16 protein-coding genes are annotated in these 17,944 nt (G+C 38.2%); 11 read left to right on the forward strand and 5 right to left on the reverse strand.

What is annotated here, in order from left to right:
• Positions 1–324: 324 nt before the first annotated feature.
• Positions 325–915, reverse strand: coding sequence for a hypothetical protein (locus tag AC1DNH_RS15775; protein ID WP_477578996.1), 591 nt, complete (start codon positions 913–915; stop codon positions 325–327).
• Positions 916–1,286: 371 nt separating this feature from the next.
• Here AC1DNH_RS15775 and AC1DNH_RS15780 point away from each other — a divergent pair, with 371 nt between their 5' ends.
• From AC1DNH_RS15780 to obgE, 3 genes are all read left to right on the forward strand, one after another.
• A complete protein-coding gene (locus tag AC1DNH_RS15780; RefSeq protein ID WP_477578994.1) occupies positions 1,287–1,805 on the forward strand; it encodes a hypothetical protein in 519 nt (172 codons plus the stop codon).
• 442 nt (positions 1,806–2,247) lie between these two features.
• A complete protein-coding gene (locus AC1DNH_RS15785; protein WP_121283653.1) occupies positions 2,248–2,823 on the forward strand; it encodes an adenylate kinase in 576 nt (191 codons plus the stop codon).
• Between the two features lie 157 nt (positions 2,824–2,980).
• Complete coding sequence (obgE, locus tag AC1DNH_RS15790; protein ID WP_477609417.1) at positions 2,981–3,976, forward strand: GTPase ObgE; 996 nt, start codon at positions 2,981–2,983, stop codon at positions 3,974–3,976.
• An 85-nt stretch (positions 3,977–4,061) separates the two neighbouring features.
• Here obgE and AC1DNH_RS15795 read toward each other — a convergent pair whose 3' ends face one another.
• Both AC1DNH_RS15795 and AC1DNH_RS15800 read right to left on the reverse strand, forming a co-directional pair.
• Positions 4,062–4,808, reverse strand: coding sequence for a YdcF family protein (locus AC1DNH_RS15795; protein WP_477625505.1), 747 nt, complete (start codon positions 4,806–4,808; stop codon positions 4,062–4,064).
• Positions 4,809–4,911: 103 nt separating this feature from the next.
• The gene (locus tag AC1DNH_RS15800; protein WP_051691869.1) at positions 4,912–5,277 is read right to left on the reverse strand and encodes a YtxH domain-containing protein; all 366 of its coding nucleotides are present in this window, start codon (positions 5,275–5,277) and stop codon (positions 4,912–4,914) included.
• A 385-nt stretch (positions 5,278–5,662) separates the two neighbouring features.
• Between AC1DNH_RS15800 and AC1DNH_RS15805 the strand changes: the two genes are divergently transcribed.
• The 4 genes from AC1DNH_RS15805 (at position 5,663) to AC1DNH_RS15820 (ending at position 10,976) form a co-directional block, all read left to right on the forward strand.
• The gene (locus tag AC1DNH_RS15805) at positions 5,663–6,043 is read left to right on the forward strand and encodes an OsmC family protein (protein ID WP_477578987.1); all 381 of its coding nucleotides are present in this window, start codon (positions 5,663–5,665) and stop codon (positions 6,041–6,043) included.
• 91 nt (positions 6,044–6,134) lie between these two features.
• Complete coding sequence (locus AC1DNH_RS15810) at positions 6,135–7,388, forward strand: DUF2130 domain-containing protein (RefSeq protein ID WP_477578985.1); 1,254 nt, start codon at positions 6,135–6,137, stop codon at positions 7,386–7,388.
• Between the two features lie 496 nt (positions 7,389–7,884).
• A complete protein-coding gene (locus tag AC1DNH_RS15815; RefSeq protein WP_477578984.1) occupies positions 7,885–10,029 on the forward strand; it encodes a glycoside hydrolase family 97 protein in 2,145 nt (714 codons plus the stop codon).
• 470 nt (positions 10,030–10,499) lie between these two features.
• Entirely contained in the window at positions 10,500–10,976 is a 477-nt protein-coding gene (locus AC1DNH_RS15820) for an acyl-CoA thioesterase (RefSeq protein ID WP_477578982.1), read from the forward strand.
• A 172-nt stretch (positions 10,977–11,148) separates the two neighbouring features.
• Here AC1DNH_RS15820 and AC1DNH_RS15825 read toward each other — a convergent pair whose 3' ends face one another.
• Both AC1DNH_RS15825 and AC1DNH_RS15830 read right to left on the reverse strand, forming a co-directional pair.
• The gene (locus tag AC1DNH_RS15825; RefSeq protein ID WP_477578980.1) at positions 11,149–12,900 is read right to left on the reverse strand and encodes a HAMP domain-containing sensor histidine kinase; all 1,752 of its coding nucleotides are present in this window, start codon (positions 12,898–12,900) and stop codon (positions 11,149–11,151) included.
• A gap of 961 nt (positions 12,901–13,861) precedes the next feature.
• Positions 13,862–14,383, reverse strand: coding sequence for an NADPH-dependent FMN reductase (locus AC1DNH_RS15830; protein WP_477578978.1), 522 nt, complete (start codon positions 14,381–14,383; stop codon positions 13,862–13,864).
• 180 nt (positions 14,384–14,563) lie between these two features.
• Between AC1DNH_RS15830 and AC1DNH_RS15835 the strand changes: the two genes are divergently transcribed.
• The 4 genes from AC1DNH_RS15835 (at position 14,564) to dapB (ending at position 17,859) form a co-directional block, all read left to right on the forward strand.
• A complete protein-coding gene (locus AC1DNH_RS15835) occupies positions 14,564–15,367 on the forward strand; it encodes a ParA family protein (protein ID WP_029280114.1) in 804 nt (267 codons plus the stop codon).
• Between the two features lie 7 nt (positions 15,368–15,374).
• Complete coding sequence (locus AC1DNH_RS15840; RefSeq protein ID WP_029280116.1) at positions 15,375–16,283, forward strand: ParB/RepB/Spo0J family partition protein; 909 nt, start codon at positions 15,375–15,377, stop codon at positions 16,281–16,283.
• Entirely contained in the window at positions 16,283–17,008 is a 726-nt protein-coding gene (locus AC1DNH_RS15845; RefSeq protein WP_477610580.1) for a DUF5683 domain-containing protein, read from the forward strand. Before AC1DNH_RS15840 ends, AC1DNH_RS15845 begins: the two co-directional genes overlap by 1 nt.
• A gap of 116 nt (positions 17,009–17,124) precedes the next feature.
• Entirely contained in the window at positions 17,125–17,859 is a 735-nt protein-coding gene (gene dapB, locus AC1DNH_RS15850; RefSeq protein WP_477578971.1) for a 4-hydroxy-tetrahydrodipicolinate reductase, read from the forward strand.
• Positions 17,860–17,944 lie beyond the last annotated feature (85 nt).

A 17,944-nucleotide genomic window follows, 5' to 3' on the forward strand; every position in this document is an offset into this window, starting at 1 on the left:
GAAAAACGCTCAATTTATAAAATAAGTTAAAAATTGTTGAATTTAAGAAAAGTACACTGGCTCAGCTAAAACAGCTATTTTGACCCTGATTTCATGTTGTTAAACAGCGTGAGCAATGGAATTAATTGTTCAACAGTAGTCTCCAAAAGTGCACTTGAAGAAGTTGTATCATAAATATAGATTTGTCATCCTGAGTCTGTCGAAGGACCTGTTTAAATACTCCTTTAAGGTGTTTCGACAGGCTCAACATGACAGCATCTGAGGTGAAATCGCCTTTATGGTACACCCTCTTTTTTGTTGTTCAGTTTGAAAGGCCTTTTTAGCTTAACCTCGCTTTTCCCAGGAACCTTTCTCGCCAAGAATTTTTAAATAGCTGTTATATGGCTCATTAACGTGATAAAGTTGATACAGCTGATTGGTTAGCGCTGTAAGAAAGTTAAAGAAAATTAAAAATTCTTCTTCTGAGTTATAAATTCCGCCCCACTCATTCAATATCCAATTTAACCTTTTTCCATCCTGAGTGGTGATCGAAAATTCCAGGTAAGGAATATCTATGTCTGTGTTTTTGTAATAGTCTTGCTGTAGCCCCCCAAAAAGGCCTATTTGCTTTACGGGAACCTGAATGGAGTATATTTCTGAAAACAAAACAGAACCGAAACAGGAACTGGTAAAGCCTTCTTTACTTAGTGAAACAATTTCTCCCGACCGCCTTTCGGAGGCCACTTTAAACAACCTGTAAATGGCCATAAACATTAATGGTAAGGAGATCAGCAATAGCCAGGCCGGGAAAAGTGCATCCGGATGTAGTAGTAAAACGATGGCTGTTAATGAAATAGTCAGCAAGGTGGTGAAAAACCAAAACAGAATAGTTGAGTTTTTTTGGCCGTTATTAAAATGGAAGTGATAGGTATTCATAAATAACTAATTGGATAAATATCAAACCACAATTTCGGAAATTATTGCAGTAACGAAAGAGAAATTAATTGATAAAATTTTTAATTTAGCCATACACGGGGAGCTGAAAAAGTAGTTTGCAACGGTTGAAATTGGAAAGGGTTTGTGTTTTGATTGTCAATCACTTGTGGGTTGAATTTCCTAAATAAAAAGGAAAAATTTAATTCACCTCCTTTGCTGAAAATAGAAATGAAAAATGTTTTTGCTTTAATTGTCCTGCTGTTAATGTTTGCGCTGGCAAGAGCACGATCTAACCGAGAAGGTATAGTCACTGCTCCCTAACGGCTATTGGTTGAGGACAATTATTAATCTGCTACAGATCTAGGGAATAAATGGAGAATCATCAAATAGACTATAAGCAAATACAGTTACAGGAAAATATTCCATTGACTGAAGATGAAATAGCGCAAATGGAGACAGCGCAAAAAACAATTATGAGAATCGCAGTAATTACGCTTGTTGCTGCTATATTCTTTATTGGGATAATCGCTGCTTTAGCTGTAGAAAAGGAAACGCTCAACAATCTGAAGTATTACGACTATATCGCTTTTGCAGCTATAGGATTATTAATGTTTAGTTTTTGCTACTGCATTGCCTGGTTGGTAGATAGGTATAGCAAATACAATTGGAAGAAAGATAAACTAAACGGTAAAAACAGATTAACGAGTGTAGTTATCGGTCGGGACAAAACAGAGCATGCAGAATACCTGACTTTTTCGGGCCTAATTAAAAATGAAAAAATAAGGATTGAGGTTAAGCAAGAGGATTATAACCGTTATAAAATTGGATCGAAAGTTATTGTTACTTATCTGAAATTTAGCAAGAGGGCTCTTGATATCGCCGACTTTTAGATTTGAGGATCAATAAAAATGGTTCTTCTATTCTAGGCGATAAATGTTTTTCTGCTGATGGCAGCATCGCGGCATTTCGTTTTTTACAATCTAGGTATATTGGAGGATATCAGCTCAGTAATGTTACAAATACCTAAGTTTTTAGTAAAATTTAATAAAAATGTAAAAGGATTGTTTGGTCAGACCCGTTAGTATTTGAAGAAAATTCTGTTAAATATAAAAATGGCACAAGATTCTTCTTAGAAGAAGATAAATGTCATTAAAATAGCCCATTTTTAAATAAATCGTCAATTTTAAATGGCATCTAAATTAATAATTATATATTTGCAGCCTTGAAAGTAAGCAATGTCTAATCCTATTAATCAGTGATTTGAATATTACTTTTAACAGAGCCATAGGAATAAGGCTTTTTTAATTTTTGAAGACAACCTAAACAACTTGAATGCTTAATTTAGTTCTCTTTGGCCCTCCAGGGGCGGGTAAAGGCACCCAATCTGAAAAGCTGATTGCAAAATATCAGTTGGTACACGTTTCAACAGGCGATCTTTTTAGAGCACACGTTAAAGGAGAAACCGAATTAGGAAAAAAAGTAAGTCAATTGTTAGCTGATGGAGAATTGGTTCCAGATGCCATTACAATTGCCATGCTTGAAGAAGAGGTAGATAAAAATCCTGATGCTAAAGGATTTGTGTTTGATGGATTTCCGCGTACCGTTCCACAAGCAATAGAGCTTGATCTGTTTTTAGAGCGTAAAGGCAGTAAAATTGCTGGCGTTATTGCTTTAGATGTTGACCAGGACGAGTTAACAAAACGTATTGCCGAACGTCACAAAACCAGCGGCCGTCCTGATGATGACGCTGAAAAATTAAAAAAACGGATTTCAGAATATTTTGATAAAACCATCCACGTATTGCCTTATTATGAAGAGCAAGGAAAGTTGAACAAAGTAAACGGAATAGGTGAAATTGAAACAGTATATAATGATCTTTGCGCTGTAATCGATCAGTATAAGGTATAAAGTTCAAGTAGCGGATATAAAAGAGAAGGTTTTAATTAATTCCCGATCCAATATTCAAAAACATAAAAAGAGTTATAATGTTAAAACGTTATAACTCTTTAATTTTAAAGGAATTGTTGTTTTCGACGTTCCAGTATTAACATTTCAATATTAAAATATGTCACAGGGTTCGAATTTCGTAGATTATGTAAAAATTTGTTGCCGTTCTGGTAAGGGCGGGGCAGGTTCGGCACATTTACATCGTGATATTTTAACATCAATGGGTGGCCCCGATGGTGGTGATGGCGGTCGTGGTGGCCACATTATCGTTAAAGGCAGTATCCATATCTGGACATTATTGCACCTTAAATACCGTAAGCACATTATTGCTGAAGATGGTGGAGCAGGCGGTAGTTCCCATAAATTCGGTAAACAAGGTAAGGATGAGATCCTGGAGGTTCCGCTTGGTACCATTGCTAAAGATGCTGAAACTGGAGAAATCCTTTTCGAAATTACCAAAGATGGCGAGACTAAGATTTTAACAGCTGGTGGCCGTGGTGGTTTAGGGAATGCACACTTTAAAAATTCGGTTCAGCAAACACCGCGCTTTGCACAACCGGGTGAGCAGGGACAAGAGGTTTGGAACATTTTAGAATTAAAAGTTTTGGCCGATGTTGGCTTGGTTGGTTTCCCAAATGCAGGAAAATCTACATTGCTTTCGGTAGTTTCGGCTGCTAAGCCAGAAATTGCCGATTATCCTTTTACTACCATTGTTCCTAATCTGGGTATTGTAAGTTACAGGGGTGGAAAATCTTTTGTAATGGCCGATATCCCTGGGATTATCGAAGGTGCGTCAAAAGGTAAAGGTTTAGGCTATCGTTTCTTACGCCACATTGAACGTAACTCGGTATTGTTATTCATGGTCCCGGCTGATACAAGCCGTTCTATCAAAGAAGAGTACGAAATCCTTAAAAGCGAACTGGAATCTTACAATCCTGAATTAATGCAGAAACCGCATGTTTTAGCCATTACCAAATCAGATATGTTAGATGAAGAACTGATGGAAGAAATGAAACAGGGTCTGCCAAACATTCCATCTATATTTATTTCGTCAGTAGCTGAAAAAAATATTTTAGAACTGAAAGATATGCTTTGGAAAGCAATTGAAGGATAAAGCAGTTCATTAGTTCAATGGTCAGTTGTTTATTAGTTTCTACTCCTGACTAATGACCCAGTGAACTAATGAACTATTAACCAAACTAGGCTCTCAAACCGTCTACCGCCAAACCAATCCATTCTTTAAATAACATTTCCCATACGCCTAATGCACTGGTATTTGGAATAATGATATCACTTAAGTCGAATTCAGTATCTCCAGAAAAATTTGTTGGGTAATATTCAATTTTCTGTTTGGCTTGTTTATCAAAAATCAGTTTTGCCCTTGGGATGTGCCATGCACTGGTAATCACCAAAATTTTAGCTTTAGGCTTGCTTTTCGCGATGAGTGCGAGGCTGTACCTTGCATTTTCGATTGTATTTCTGCTATGGTTTTCAATCATGATTGCAGAATCAGGAATGCCGATCAATTTTAAGTACTGAATGGCTAAATCAGCTTCTTTAATTTTTTGGTCTATTAAATTTGCGCTCCCACCACTAAGTAATATCTGCTTAATCTGTCCTTTTTTATAAAGTGCGATTGCTTGGAATAATCTATCTCCTGCCCAATTAAACGCAATTTCATTATTTCGTTTGTTTAAACCAGAGAAGCCCCCAAGTACTATTCCGACATCGAATTTACCTGCCCTGGGATAGTCAGCTTCATAACTGCTTATTATTTTCCCAACAATAAAGCCATTAGAGAAAAAGAAGAAAATAATCAAAATACAGATTAAATACCTTTTCCTTTGTTTAGATTGTTTTGATGCAATTGCAAAAATCAAAAGCACAAAAATCCACACTATAGGTTTAATGACGAAAAGCAAAATCTTTGAGAGGATAAAAATCATATACAGATATTATCCTGTAAAACTAAGAATTTGTTTAAATGATAAAGGGGGGAGGCAAGGTATTAATTGGTTAAAGTATAATCAATTAATACCTTGCCACATTTTATCCTTGTCCTTCTTGTACCTGGCCATTTTCGTGTGCATTTTCTAAAATTTCCTGCACATCCGATTTACGTTTCTTAACAACCTTATGTTTAAAATGAGGCACTTCATGTTCGATAATATCTTCTTCGATGGCTTCTACGCCAAAAACCTTCTCTTTTAAAAGGTTGTATTTGTCTTGAAAGCCGTAACGTAGATTTTTAGCTCCGCCAACAATTTTTCCACGGGTACCTGCGCCGCTATCAGGAGCAAATAAAATACTAATAACTGCACCCGCCGCTAAACCAGCAACTAAGGCCAGTGCTATTTTTGCACTGTTATCCGATTCGTGCTTTAAATATTTTCCGATTAACTTTCTGTATTTCATAACGTAGCATTTTTAAAAAGAACAAATGCAGGGTTATAATGTTTGGATGTTTTTTGATTTGGAAAGCAAGTGCAGTAGTTTTTGGAAAAACAATCCAGCTTCTGCTCCGATGAAACCTGTGAAACAAGCAAGCACACCATAAATAAGTGCTTAAATCGAGAGCATTCGCTAAAATCGGGTTTAGATGGCAATGCTGCTGTGACAAGGAGCGGTAAAGAAATCTTAAAATTTAATGTATCTATATTGATAAGACCTAAGTAGGGGCCGCAGCGAAAGGCAAAACTGCAACAGTCATGAAATTGCGACATCCGTTTTCAAAAAAAGACCAGACTTTTACCTAAGTTTAAAGTTAAAGCACAATATTTGGGATACTAAAACTAATCATATGGTAAAAGCGACAATAAATAAAGAGCATTATGCATGTTCTGTAACAAATGGTTCTCATGATATTATAGTAGACGAGCCTTTAGAATTGGGTGGTACACATAAAGGCTTTGCCCCAAAAGGATTGTTAATGGCCTCTTTAGCATCGTGTGTAGCCATTACCTTAAGAATGTATGCCGATAGAAAGGAATGGCCAATTGATAGAATTGAGGTAGAAGTAAATATTGATACCGAAAATGGGGAAACCATATTTTTTGAAGAAATTGTATGTACAGGAATACTTACCGAAGAACAAAAAATCAGATTGGAAGAAATTGCCGCAAAATGCCCGGTAAGTAAAATTTTAGCATCCGGTCACGAAATCAGATCGAAGGTACTTTAATGCTAACGGTGCAAAACTCGTTTATACATTGATAAAAAGCTTTAATATCTTTGTCAAAACCCGAGCGTTCGCTGTGGTAAAAAAATAATTTATGCCTACCGAAATAAAATGCCCCAACTGTGCCCATGTTTTTCCGATGGAAGAAGCCATGGCAGAAGATTATAAGAAAGAGTTACGTGAGAAAGCGGCTGCTTATGCAAGGCAGAAAGATGAAGAATATCAACGTAAACTGCAGGTTTTTGAATCAGAAAAACAACAGCAATTGAAAGCTTTTGATGCCAAACTTGCTGAAGAGAAAACCAAGCTTAAGGATAATCTGGAGGAAAACCTGCGTAAAAGTATTTCGGCCGATTTTGAAACAAAACTGCAAATGCTCGAAGGTAATGCGAAAGACAATGCTGAAAAACTAAAGTTGGCCCGCGAAAAAGAACTGGAGTTTTTACGCCGCGAGGAAAGCCTTAAAGTAAAGGAAGAAGAAATGGAACTTGCCTTTCAACGTAAAATGCAAGAGCAGCGTAACGAGTTGGTAGAACAGATCCGTAAGCAAGAGGCAGAAAAAAATAGTATTAAAGATACCGAACACCAATTGCGTTTAAAGGAATTGGAAAAACAGCTCGACGACCAGAAAAAATTGGCCGAAGAAATGAAACGTAAGGCTGAGCAGGGCAGTATGCAATTGCAGGGCGAAGTGCAGGAACTGATTTTGGAAGAATTGCTTCGTACCAATTATCCTTTCGATTTAATTGAAGAAGTTGGCAAAGGAGTGCGTGGTGCAGATTGTGTACAGGTGGTACGCAACCAATTTGGACAGGAATGCGGTAAAATTATTTACGAAAGCAAGCGTACCAAAGATTTTGGTGGCGACTGGATCGAAAAACTGAAAAAAGATATGCGCAGTATGGGTATTGATGTAGCGGTAATCGTAAGTCAATGTTACCCAAAAGGCATGGATTGTTTCGGGCAGCGCGATGGGGTTTGGATTTGCTCTTTCGAAGAAGTAAATGCTGTAGCATACGTGTTGCGCGAAGGTATTTTGCGCTTGGCAGGTGCAGTAAAATCGCAGGAAAACCGCGGCGAAAAAATGCACATGCTTTACGATTATTTAATGGGAGCAGAGTTTTCAGAACAATGGAAAGCCATTAGAGAAGGTTTTATGAGCATGAAACTATCCATACAACGCGAGCGTGATGCGATGGAACGCTTATGGAAAGCACGTGAAAAGCAGTTAGAAAAAGTATTGTTAAATGCGACCCATATCCGCGGTTCGATAGAAGGTATTGCGGGTAGCGATAGTGTGCAGCTGAGCTTAACCGATGAAGATGATGATACCTTGCTTTTAGAGTAACTCGCAATACGTCATCCCGTTCCGATTTTTATATCGTATCGTCATCCTGAACTTGTTTCAGGATCTATTTTGAATAGACTGACGTTGCTCATCGCCAGGTGTGAACTGCAAACTGCCAGCTTGTTTTGGCGTTCCCCAATCCCGTGAAAAACGGGAAAGGGGCGGGCTTTTCAGGGCTACGCTTCGCTCCGGTACCGATGAAGGATCGGTACTGAACCCTTACAATCCCTAACGCGGAGATATTGCGTGACTAGACCTCGCAGGTTTTTAAACGGCGTAGCGCTCAATGAGGCCATTAATATTAACCTCCGCCGCGGTTCGTGTCGTCACAAACCGAAACATAGTAAAGTAGAAATACTTTTTGTATCAGGTTATACCGGATTAGTATCTAACTTAGATATAAATTGTATTTAATCAAATGCGTTTTTGTATTAAAGAAACCAAAACCTGCAAGTTCTAATGTATATAAATAGGAATAACAAAAATAAATGATAACATGAATAAGAAACCTAACCAATCCTTTAACCGCTTTAAAATCCTTACTTTAATATGCACTTTGCTATTTTTTGGGAATGTTTTCGGGAACGTTCCCGGAAAGAATTTGAAGTCGCCGGATGGCAATTTAGTAGCCAGTTTTGCTTTGGCCGAAGGGGGAGTGCCAACCTATAGCTTAAAGTACAAAGGAAAAGACGTTATTAAAACCAGTAAGCTGGGGCTTGAACTTAAAGATGGTAAATCTTTAATGAACGGTTTTACCATAAGTGATACCAAAACCAGTACTTTTAACGAGACCTGGAAACCAGTTTGGGGCGAAGTAAAAGAAATTGTAAATCATTACAACGAACTGGCGGTAACTTTAACGCAAAAGGAAACTAACCGCTATATCATTGTGCGGTTACGTTTGTTTAACGATGGCTTGGGTTTTAGATATGAATTTCCTGAACAAAAAAACTTAGATTATTTCGTAATTAAAGAAGAGAAAACCCAGTTTGCCTTAGCTGGCGATCATAAAGCATTTTGGCTTCCTGGTGATTATGATACACAGGAATACAGTACGGTAACCTCAAACTTATCAGAAGTACGAGGTAAAATGAAGACTGCTATAACGCCGAATGCTTCACAAACTACTTTCTCACCAACGGGTTTACAAACGCCGTTGATGATGAAGAGCAAAGATGGTTTGTACATCAATATCCATGAAGCGGCATTAATCAACTATTCGCTAATGTCGTTAAATCTCGACGATAAAAATATGGTTTTAGAATCGTGGTTAACACCTGATGCAGTTGGCGATAAAGGTTATTTGCAGGCACCCTGTTTATCGCCCTGGAGAACCATTATTGTGAGTGATAAAGCAGGTGACATTTTAACCTCAAAGCTAACCTATAACTTAAACGAGCCAACAAAATTTAAAGATGTATCGTGGATAAAGCCAACCAAGTATGTAGGTGTTTGGTGGGAAATGATTACAGGTAAAAGTACCTGGGCCTATAATGATTTAACCAGTGTGCAATTGGGCGTAACCGATTATGCAAAAACAAATCCCAACGGGAAACATGCTGCAAATACCGCACATGTAAAAGAATACATCAATTTTGCTGCTAAAAACGGATTGGATGCTGTTTTGGTTGAAGGCTGGAACGAGGGCTGGGAGGATTGGTTCGGTAAAACAAAAGATTATGTGTTTGATTTTGTAACGCCCTATCCCGATTTCGATGTAAAAGAACTGCACCGTTACGCTGCAAGCAAAGGCATTAAAATGATTATGCACCATGAAACTTCTTCGTCGGTACGTAATTATGAGCGCCATTTAGATAGCGCTTATAAATTTATGAAAGCCAATGGCTACGATGCCGTTAAAAGCGGTTATGTAGGCAACATGATCCCAAGGGGAGAGCATCATTATGGCCAATGGTTAAACAATCATTACCTGTATGCCATCCAAAAAGCAGCGGAATATAAAATAATGGTGAATGCACATGAGGCTGTTCGCCCAACAGGCCTGGCACGTACTTATCCGAACTTAATCGGAAACGAATCGGCAAGGGGGACAGAATATGAAGCTTTTGGAGGGAACAATGCTGATCACACTACCATTTTACCCTTTACACGTTTAATAGGTGGGCCAATGGATTATACCCCAGGTATTTTTGAAACTAAAGTAAGTGTTTATAATCCCGAAAATACCTCTTTTGTGCATAGTACATTGGCTCGCCAGTTGGCACTTTATGTTACCATGTATAGTCCGCTGCAAATGGCTGCCGATTTGCCTGAAACTTATAACAAGTACATGGATGCTTTTCAGTTTATTAAAGATGTGGCGGTAGATTGGGACGATACCAAAGTTTTAGAAGCAGAACCAGGCGATTATATCACTTTTGCGCGTAAGGCGAAAGGTAAAAACAACTGGTTTGTTGGTCGCACCAATGATGAAGTGGCGCGGACATCTAAAATTGATTTTAGCTTTTTGGATCCTGGCAAAAAATATACCGCAACCATTTATGCCGATGCAAAAGATGCCCATTACGAAACCAACCCTAAAGCCTATACCATTCGTAAAATGGAGGTAACCAACAAAACTAAATTAGCTCAATATTGTGCACCAGGTGGAGGATACGCGATTAGTATTATGGCGAAATAATTCGATAGGTGGGGCAGTTTGATGTGGTGTCGGTTGTTACCAACTGATTCTCTTCTAGTCGTAGCGTCTCGCTACGACTTTTTTATTGTTTTTTTGCCACGGATGGACACAGATAAACACGGATCAAAGATATCTATCTGTGTTTATCCTTTTTATCTGTGGTTAATATTTTGTGGAGTCAGATGGTAACATCTGACAGCGCGATTATATCCATTACGCGAGTCAGATCCTGAGATGAACTCAGGATGACGACCGCTGTGAGAGTTCTTTCCCGTAGATCTCACTGATAGCCGCAGAAAAATAATCAATTGCGTTAATCATCTTAAATCTGCGGGACTATTTTTGTAATTGGCAGTTAATTGTGCCGAGTCATCTTAACAGATCATAACAGCTGACCGCAGGAAAATAGCTTATTTTATAATATCTTAGCAAAGACATTAAAACCAAGCAATTTTTAACGAAATATTACCATGCCCAGAACCAAAAACCATATCGAACTTCAATTTTTAAGCGAACCCTCTGATGTTAATTATGGAGGTAAGGTACATGGTGGGATGATGATGAAATGGATCGATCAGGCTGCTTTTGCCTGTGCTTTACAATGGAGCCAAACTTATTGTGTAACGGTTTATGTTGGGGGAATCCGTTTTTTTCATCCTGTTCATATCGGGCACTTGGTTAAAATGGAAGCACGAATTATTTACACGGGTAAAACCAGTATGCATATTGCCGTTGATGCTTTTTCGAAACCAGTAGGGCAAACCGATTTTGTTAAGAATACACACTGTATTATTGTTTTTGTTGCAGTAGACGACGATGGGCAGCCAAAAGGAATCCCAGCCTTTAAGCCAAAAACCGAAAAAGAAGTTGCCATGCATGGCTACGCCATTAAATTAATGGAACTGCGTAAAAGCATTGATAAGGAAATGGAGCCTTATATAGTGTAAACGTAAGGCGCTGAGCGTTTGGCAGCATAATCATCTTCAGTTTAACCACAGAGAAAACAGAGGGTAGGCCACGGAGCACACCGAGTTAAGCGCATAGCTATTGTATTTGTTTTATACTCTGTGTACCTCAGTGCAAAACTCGGTGTCCTCTGTGGTAAAAAAAACGCGGAATCTATTCTACAACTGGCAAGCTGAAACAAAACTTGCTGCCTTCGCCAATGGCGCTTACCACCCATATTTTTCCGTTTTCGGCTTCAATAAAATCTTTAGAAATGGCGAGGCCCAATCCGGAGCCCGATTTATTCTGTCCATCTGTTGGTACCTGGAAATACCTGTCGAATAATCTTTTCTGATATTTTTCGTCGATGCCTTTTCCAAAATCGCGCACAGAAAATTCGATAAACTTGTCTTTTTGGAAAACATCGATGATTACCTTCGATTTTTCTGAACTGTACCGCAATGCATTAGATAAAAAGTTAACCAGTACCCAGGCTGTTTTCTGGATATCAGCATTCACATCCGGCAAGTTCTGACTGCAGTTAAGTACCAGTTGAATCAATTTTTGTTCAGCCTGAAATTTAACGGCATCAACGGCATAACTTACAATTTCTTCGGGTTTGGTTATGGCAAAAGTGAGTTTTAAATTACCGGTTTCTACTTGCGAAAGATCTAAAAGTTCGCTGGTGATTTTTAGCAATCTGTCGCTATCTTCTTTGATGTGGTTGAGCAGCTCATGCTGTTCTTCGTTCATGGTGCCCACACGCTCATCGTTTAGCAATTTCAAGCTCATTTTGATAGATGATAGTGGTGTTTTTAACTCGTGCGAAACTGTAGCGATAAAATTTGTTTTGGCTTCATCGAGCTCTTTAAACTGCGTAATATTTTTTAACGTGTAAACGCTTCCTGCAGATTTAGATGAGGCAATTAAAGTGTTTTCATCCTGCTCTTCATAATTTGGGATGATGATTTCGCGGTTTTCCAACAGGAAATAAGATTCTTTATCATCAGCATAAATTTTTAAGGTATTGTCCTCTGTTTCCGGTTTAATGATCCGTTTAAGCAGCTCGTTTTTTTGCATCAGTTCGGCCACGTTTTGGCCAATAACCTTATCTTCATCCAGACTCATCAGTTTTGCAGCCAGATGATTTAGAAAGAGTACTTCTCCCTTTTCATTTAAGCCGATTATAGCATCCTGCATTTGTGCAATAATGGCTTCAATACGCGATTTTTCGGATTTAATTTTAGATAAGTTGCTGTTTTCCCATTCGTTTAATTTAACTACCATTCCGTTAAAGGAATCTGCCAGTTCTGTAAACTCATCTTCGTTTTCGAAATGCAGGCGCTGTTTATAATTTTTACGACTGATCTGCTTTATCGCAGCACTAAATTCAGCAAGAGGGTTGGCCACAAAACCTGGAAAGTTTACAATGAACGTAAAGAGGATAATAAAACTCAGGGTAGCGGCAATCATGATGTAGAGGTTTGCCCTCGATGAGGTTTCATTAGCCAATTCATTTTTATCGTAAATGGCCTTCATATTTACCTGTTCGATATTTTGTAGCGCAACGCGCAAATTTTTAATGCTATTTTCTTTAATGGTTAACGATTGTGGGCCGTTTAGTACGTTGAAAGCCGTTGCTAATTTCTGGAAAGCCACTTTTTCGCCGGGTTCGGTAATGTTTAACCCTTCATTTTTTAAGTTTTCCCTAAATACAGCCAGTTGAGTACTGCTTAATGGAAATTGGTTCTGATCGATTACATTGCGCATAGCAGCAACATATTTCAACGATTTATAGTTGTCTTTAAGAATTACCTTCGATTTATCGGAAAGCTCGTTTAAGAAAAAGAGCGCGATTAATCCAAAGGATAAAACAAGTATAAAGAGAAACCCGAATCCGAGGCGGAGCTTGGTTTTTATTTTCATCTGTTTTTATTTTTTTAATGGTGATGAAGCTATCATGATTTACTTATTTATTGTGAAGTTTTGTAAATCATTGATGGTTTCATGACTTTTTTGTTTAACCGCAAAGGGCGGAGAGATTTTTGCTATTAACGCAAAGCAATTTTTCTCTTTTTTGTGTAAAAATAGGTTATAATTTAAATCTGTTTCCTGATTAACTAAATTACATAACAAAGGTTAAATAAATAGCATCTGTTTAGCCTGTAGTCAATAGCTATGCCAGTAGATTGGGTTATTGTTTAAGTTATTGTTTTATAGTCTTTTATGATGTTTTTGAAATTGTTTTAAGCAAAAAACCTTTTCATTTTGGAAGGGTTTTTGTCATTTTGAACGATTGGTTTTGGATTTTAAACCACTGTTTTTTGTTCCCTAAACCTGATCGCAGCGAACACGGAGTGAAACGGAGTAAAGCGGAGAGCAGGGACAAACGTTCCTATGAAATACAGGTTTTGCTTTTCAAAACAAAAAATAAATATTAGCTTTTTTTTTGGAAAGCAGGTTCGGAAGCATTTAGGATAATACTTCCCACTGTCCGCTTTACTTCGTGCCCGCTTCCATTGGGTTTAGGTGGCACGGTCTGTACCATGATTTAGGGCTGCAGGGTGCAGAAAATGAAAATTTAATTTAGACTGAACGATTTTTAAGGTTATGGCGCTGTCTTTTGTTTCCTAAACCTGATTGACGTGGAAAGCCCACAGCGTAGCGAGGACTTGTAACAGAAAGCAGGAGTGACACTAATATGAAACACAGGCTTTGCTTTTCAAAAGAAGAATAGCGTTTTATTTTTTTCGAAAAGCAGTTTTGGGCATTTAGGGAAATGCAGTCCAACTGTCAGCTTTACTGCGTGCCGCTTCCCATCGGGTTTAGGTGGCGTGGCCGGTAATAAGATTTAGGGCTGCAGGGTGCAGGAAAAAATGAATGACGATTAGAATTTGATAAACTTATCTATCTGCTCGTTGGTAAACTTGATGGTATCCGGATGATTGAAATTACCCTCTGCATCTAACTCTGTTTTAATATTCGGAATGTGCAAACGTAAGGGCAAAATATGCAGATGAATATAATGGCAAACGCCTGTGAAATGGTCAACCCCGCGGATGTTGCCATATTTACCAGAAGAGATGCCGACTAAAGCGGTCTTTTTATCATAAAAACTATCAGGGAAATTGCAGGCATCTATTAATACTTTTAGTACACCTGGGTAGCTTCCATTGTACTCGGGCATGATAAATAAAAACTTTTCGGTGTTATTAATCATGTTTTGGATTTTTTGAAAAGCTTCCGATCGTTTGCCATACATATCCGTATTCAAAACATCTATAGGCAGGTGCTCCAGGCTGAACAAATTGGCATCGGTTCCTTTTTCTTTTAGTTGCCTTTGGTAATATTTAGCAACTTTTAGCGTATTGCTATTGGGCCTGTTGGTTGCGGCTATAATTGTGATCATGGATAATTGTTAATAAGATGTGTAAAACCCAAACACGCTTCTTGCTAAAATTGCCATATAGTTTGTATCTTAGCTGATTGTGAAAAAGGCCGTAAACAACGCAAAAATAGAACTTTTTGCCAATTAAAAGGCATAAATAACACAGCCCAAATAAACGTTAAGTAAATTTCGGATACATAGATGAGCAAAATTATTGCATTAGCAAATCAAAAAGGTGGTGTTGGTAAAACAACTTCATCTATAAACCTGGCTGCGAGTTTGGCCGTATTAGAATACAAAACTTTACTGGTTGATGCTGATCCTCAGGCAAATTCGACTTCAGGTATCGGTTTCGATCCCCGGAATATTAAAGATAGTATTTATGAGTGTATCATTAATGATATCGATCCTTTACAGGCCATCCAAAAAACGGATACACCAAATTTAGATTTACTGCCCGCCCACATCGATCTGGTTGGTGCAGAAATCGAGATGATTAACCTGAACAACCGCGAGTACAAAATGAAAGCGGTTTTGGAGAAGATAAAAGATCAGTATGATTTTATTATCATCGATTGTTCACCATCTTTAGGTTTAATCACCATCAATGCTTTAACAGCGGCCGATTCGGTTATTATTCCTGTTCAGTGTGAGTATTTCGCGCTTGAAGGTTTGGGTAAATTATTAAATACCATAAAGATTGTTCAGAACCGTTTAAACCCTGATCTGGAAATTGAAGGTATTTTATTAACCATGTACGATGTGCGTTTACGTTTATCAAACCAAGTGGTAGAAGAGGTAAAAACACATTTCCACGAACTGGTTTTCGATACCATTATTCAGCGTAATACACGTTTAAGTGAAGCACCTAGTTATGGCGTTTCGGTAATTATGCACGATGCCAATTGCAAAGGTGCCATTAACTACCTTAATCTTGCCCGCGAAATTGTGAAGAAAAACGGCCTTTTAAAGGAAGAAGAAAACATAGGAACAGCAACTTTATAAATTATAGATGACATCTTTTCAGCGAAAAACAGGTTTAGGAAGAGGGTTAAGTGCGCTTTTAGATGATAGCGAATCTTCTCATCCGCCGAAACAGCAGGTAAATGCTGTTAGCGAAACCGAGCAGATTGGCAATATCAGTCACGTAAGTTTAACTGAAGTTGAAACCAATCCATACCAGCCACGTACCGAATTTGACCAGGTAGCTTTAAACGAGCTTGCCGATTCGATTAAGATACAAGGTTTAATACAACCAATTACAGTTAGAAAACTTGGCGCAAACAAATACCAGCTCATTTCTGGCGAGCGTAGGTTCAGGGCTTCGAAGTTAGCTGGCTTAACACAGATTCCTGCTTACATCCGCAGTGCCAACGACCAACAGATGTTGGAAATGGCCTTGATCGAAAATATTCAACGCGAAAATTTAAATGCCATTGAAGTGGCATTGAGTTTCCAGCGGATGATTGACGAGGTAGGCTTAAAACAAGAGCAATTAGGCGAACGTGTAGGTAAAAACCGTACAACGGTTACCAATTACCTGCGTTTGTTAAAACTTCCGCCAGCTATTCAGGCTTCCATCCGCGATCAGAAAATTAGCATGGGGCACGCAAGAGCCTTAATTAACGTTGATGGTGTTGACAAACAATTGTTTATCCACCAGGAAATTTTAGAAAAAGGATTATCGGTACGCAAGGTAGAAGAGCTTGTACGTAATTTGCAGCATGTACCTTTAAAAGGCAGCGAAAAATCGAAAGAAAAAGCTGTTTCTTTTCAATATCAAAAATTGCAGGACGATCTGGCCTCTAAATTTGCTACCCGCGTAAAGTTAAAAGTAAGTCAGAACGGTAAGGGAGCGATAGAAATACCTTTTATGAGTGATGATGACTTAAACCGAATTTTAGAGTTATTAGACTGGTAATGCAAAAGACTAAGCTTTTAATACTGGTTGCTGCATTTACATTTTTTCTTGTAAACTTAGCCTCGGCGCAGGTTAAGGATACGGTATTAAAACCTGTTGATACTTCGAAAATTAAATTGTCTAAATCGTTAGATACTGCGGCTAAAAAACCGATGACCAGAAAGGATTCGATGAAAGCCAAGTATGTTAACCCGGGTAAGGTTGCCGGTAGAAAAGCGGTTTTCAGATCGATGATTATACCAGGCTGGGGTCAATTGTACAATATGCAGCTGCTTAACGACGGTTATGGTACAAGAGCCGGAAAAAGCCAGTTTTTTCAAAAGCTGTATACTGGTGGTAAAATAGCAGCTATTTATGGTGGTATAACCGTACTTACCATGTCGTACATCGAAAGTAGCAAACAATATAATTTATCGCTGACAGAGTTACAGTATCGCCTTGAGCATGGTGATCAACCTGATCCTAGCGGCCCTTTTGGTAGCCGTTATTCTACTTCAGGCATCACCCAGCGTAAAGATACCTATAGAAGGAATAAACAGATTGTATTGTTCTCTTACGGTTTGGTTTATTTCGCCAATATAGTTGATGCCTATGTTGCAGCCCGTTTGCATTTCTTCAATATTGATGATAACCTTTCTTTTAAGGTAATGCCATCTATGATTAACACCAATTCGATATATGGTTTCAATGCAACGCCTGCATTAAAATTATCACTAACATTTTAATATAGGAAACCATCATGAATATTCAATATAGGATACTACATTTGAAATCATAATTGTTTATCCGTTGCTAAGGGTTAGATATAACAAGAATAAAAACTGAAAATAAATATAAACAGATGAAAATTGCGCTTTTAGGGTACGGTAAAATGGGGCAGATTATCGAAAAATTTGCAGTAGAACGTGGCCACGAAATTGTTTTAAAAATAACGATCGATAACCAGGAAGATTTAACCAGACAAAATTTAAAATCGGCTGATGTAGCTATCGATTTTAGTACGCCTGATTCGGTTTTGAAAAATATTGATGCCTGCTTTGATGCCAATGTGCCTATAGTTGTAGGTACAACAGGCTGGTATGGAAAACTCCAGGAAGTAAAAGACGATTGCAACAACAGTAACAATACGTTGCTTTTTGGGTCTAACTTTAGTATTGGCGTAAATTTATTCTTTAAGCTCAATCAAACTTTGGCCAAGCTGATGAATAACTACCCGGCCTATGAGGTGCAGGTTGAAGAAATTCACCACACGCAAAAACTGGATGCACCAAGTGGTACGGCCATTACCCTTGCAGAAGGGATTGTAGATAACCTGGACAGAAAACAAGAATGGTTAAACGAAGTGGTTGGGACCGATGTTGAAATGTTTCCGAAAACGGAGCAACTGCTGATAGAATCGCATAGAATAGAAAATATTCCAGGTACACATACTGTAATTTACAGTAGTGAGGTAGATGAAATAGAAATTAAACACACTGCCCATAATAGAGCTGGTTTTGCTTTAGGTGCAGTTGTGGCGGCAGAATGGTTGAAAGATAAAAAAGGATTTTTCAGCATTACTGATATTTTTGAATAAAGCCTAAAGCTGAAAGACCAAAGCACAATATAATCTGTGAAATCACTAAATCTGTGAAATCACATCAAAGGAAGTACAGATAACA

Source organism: Pedobacter sp. 01N310, assembly GCF_056399805.1.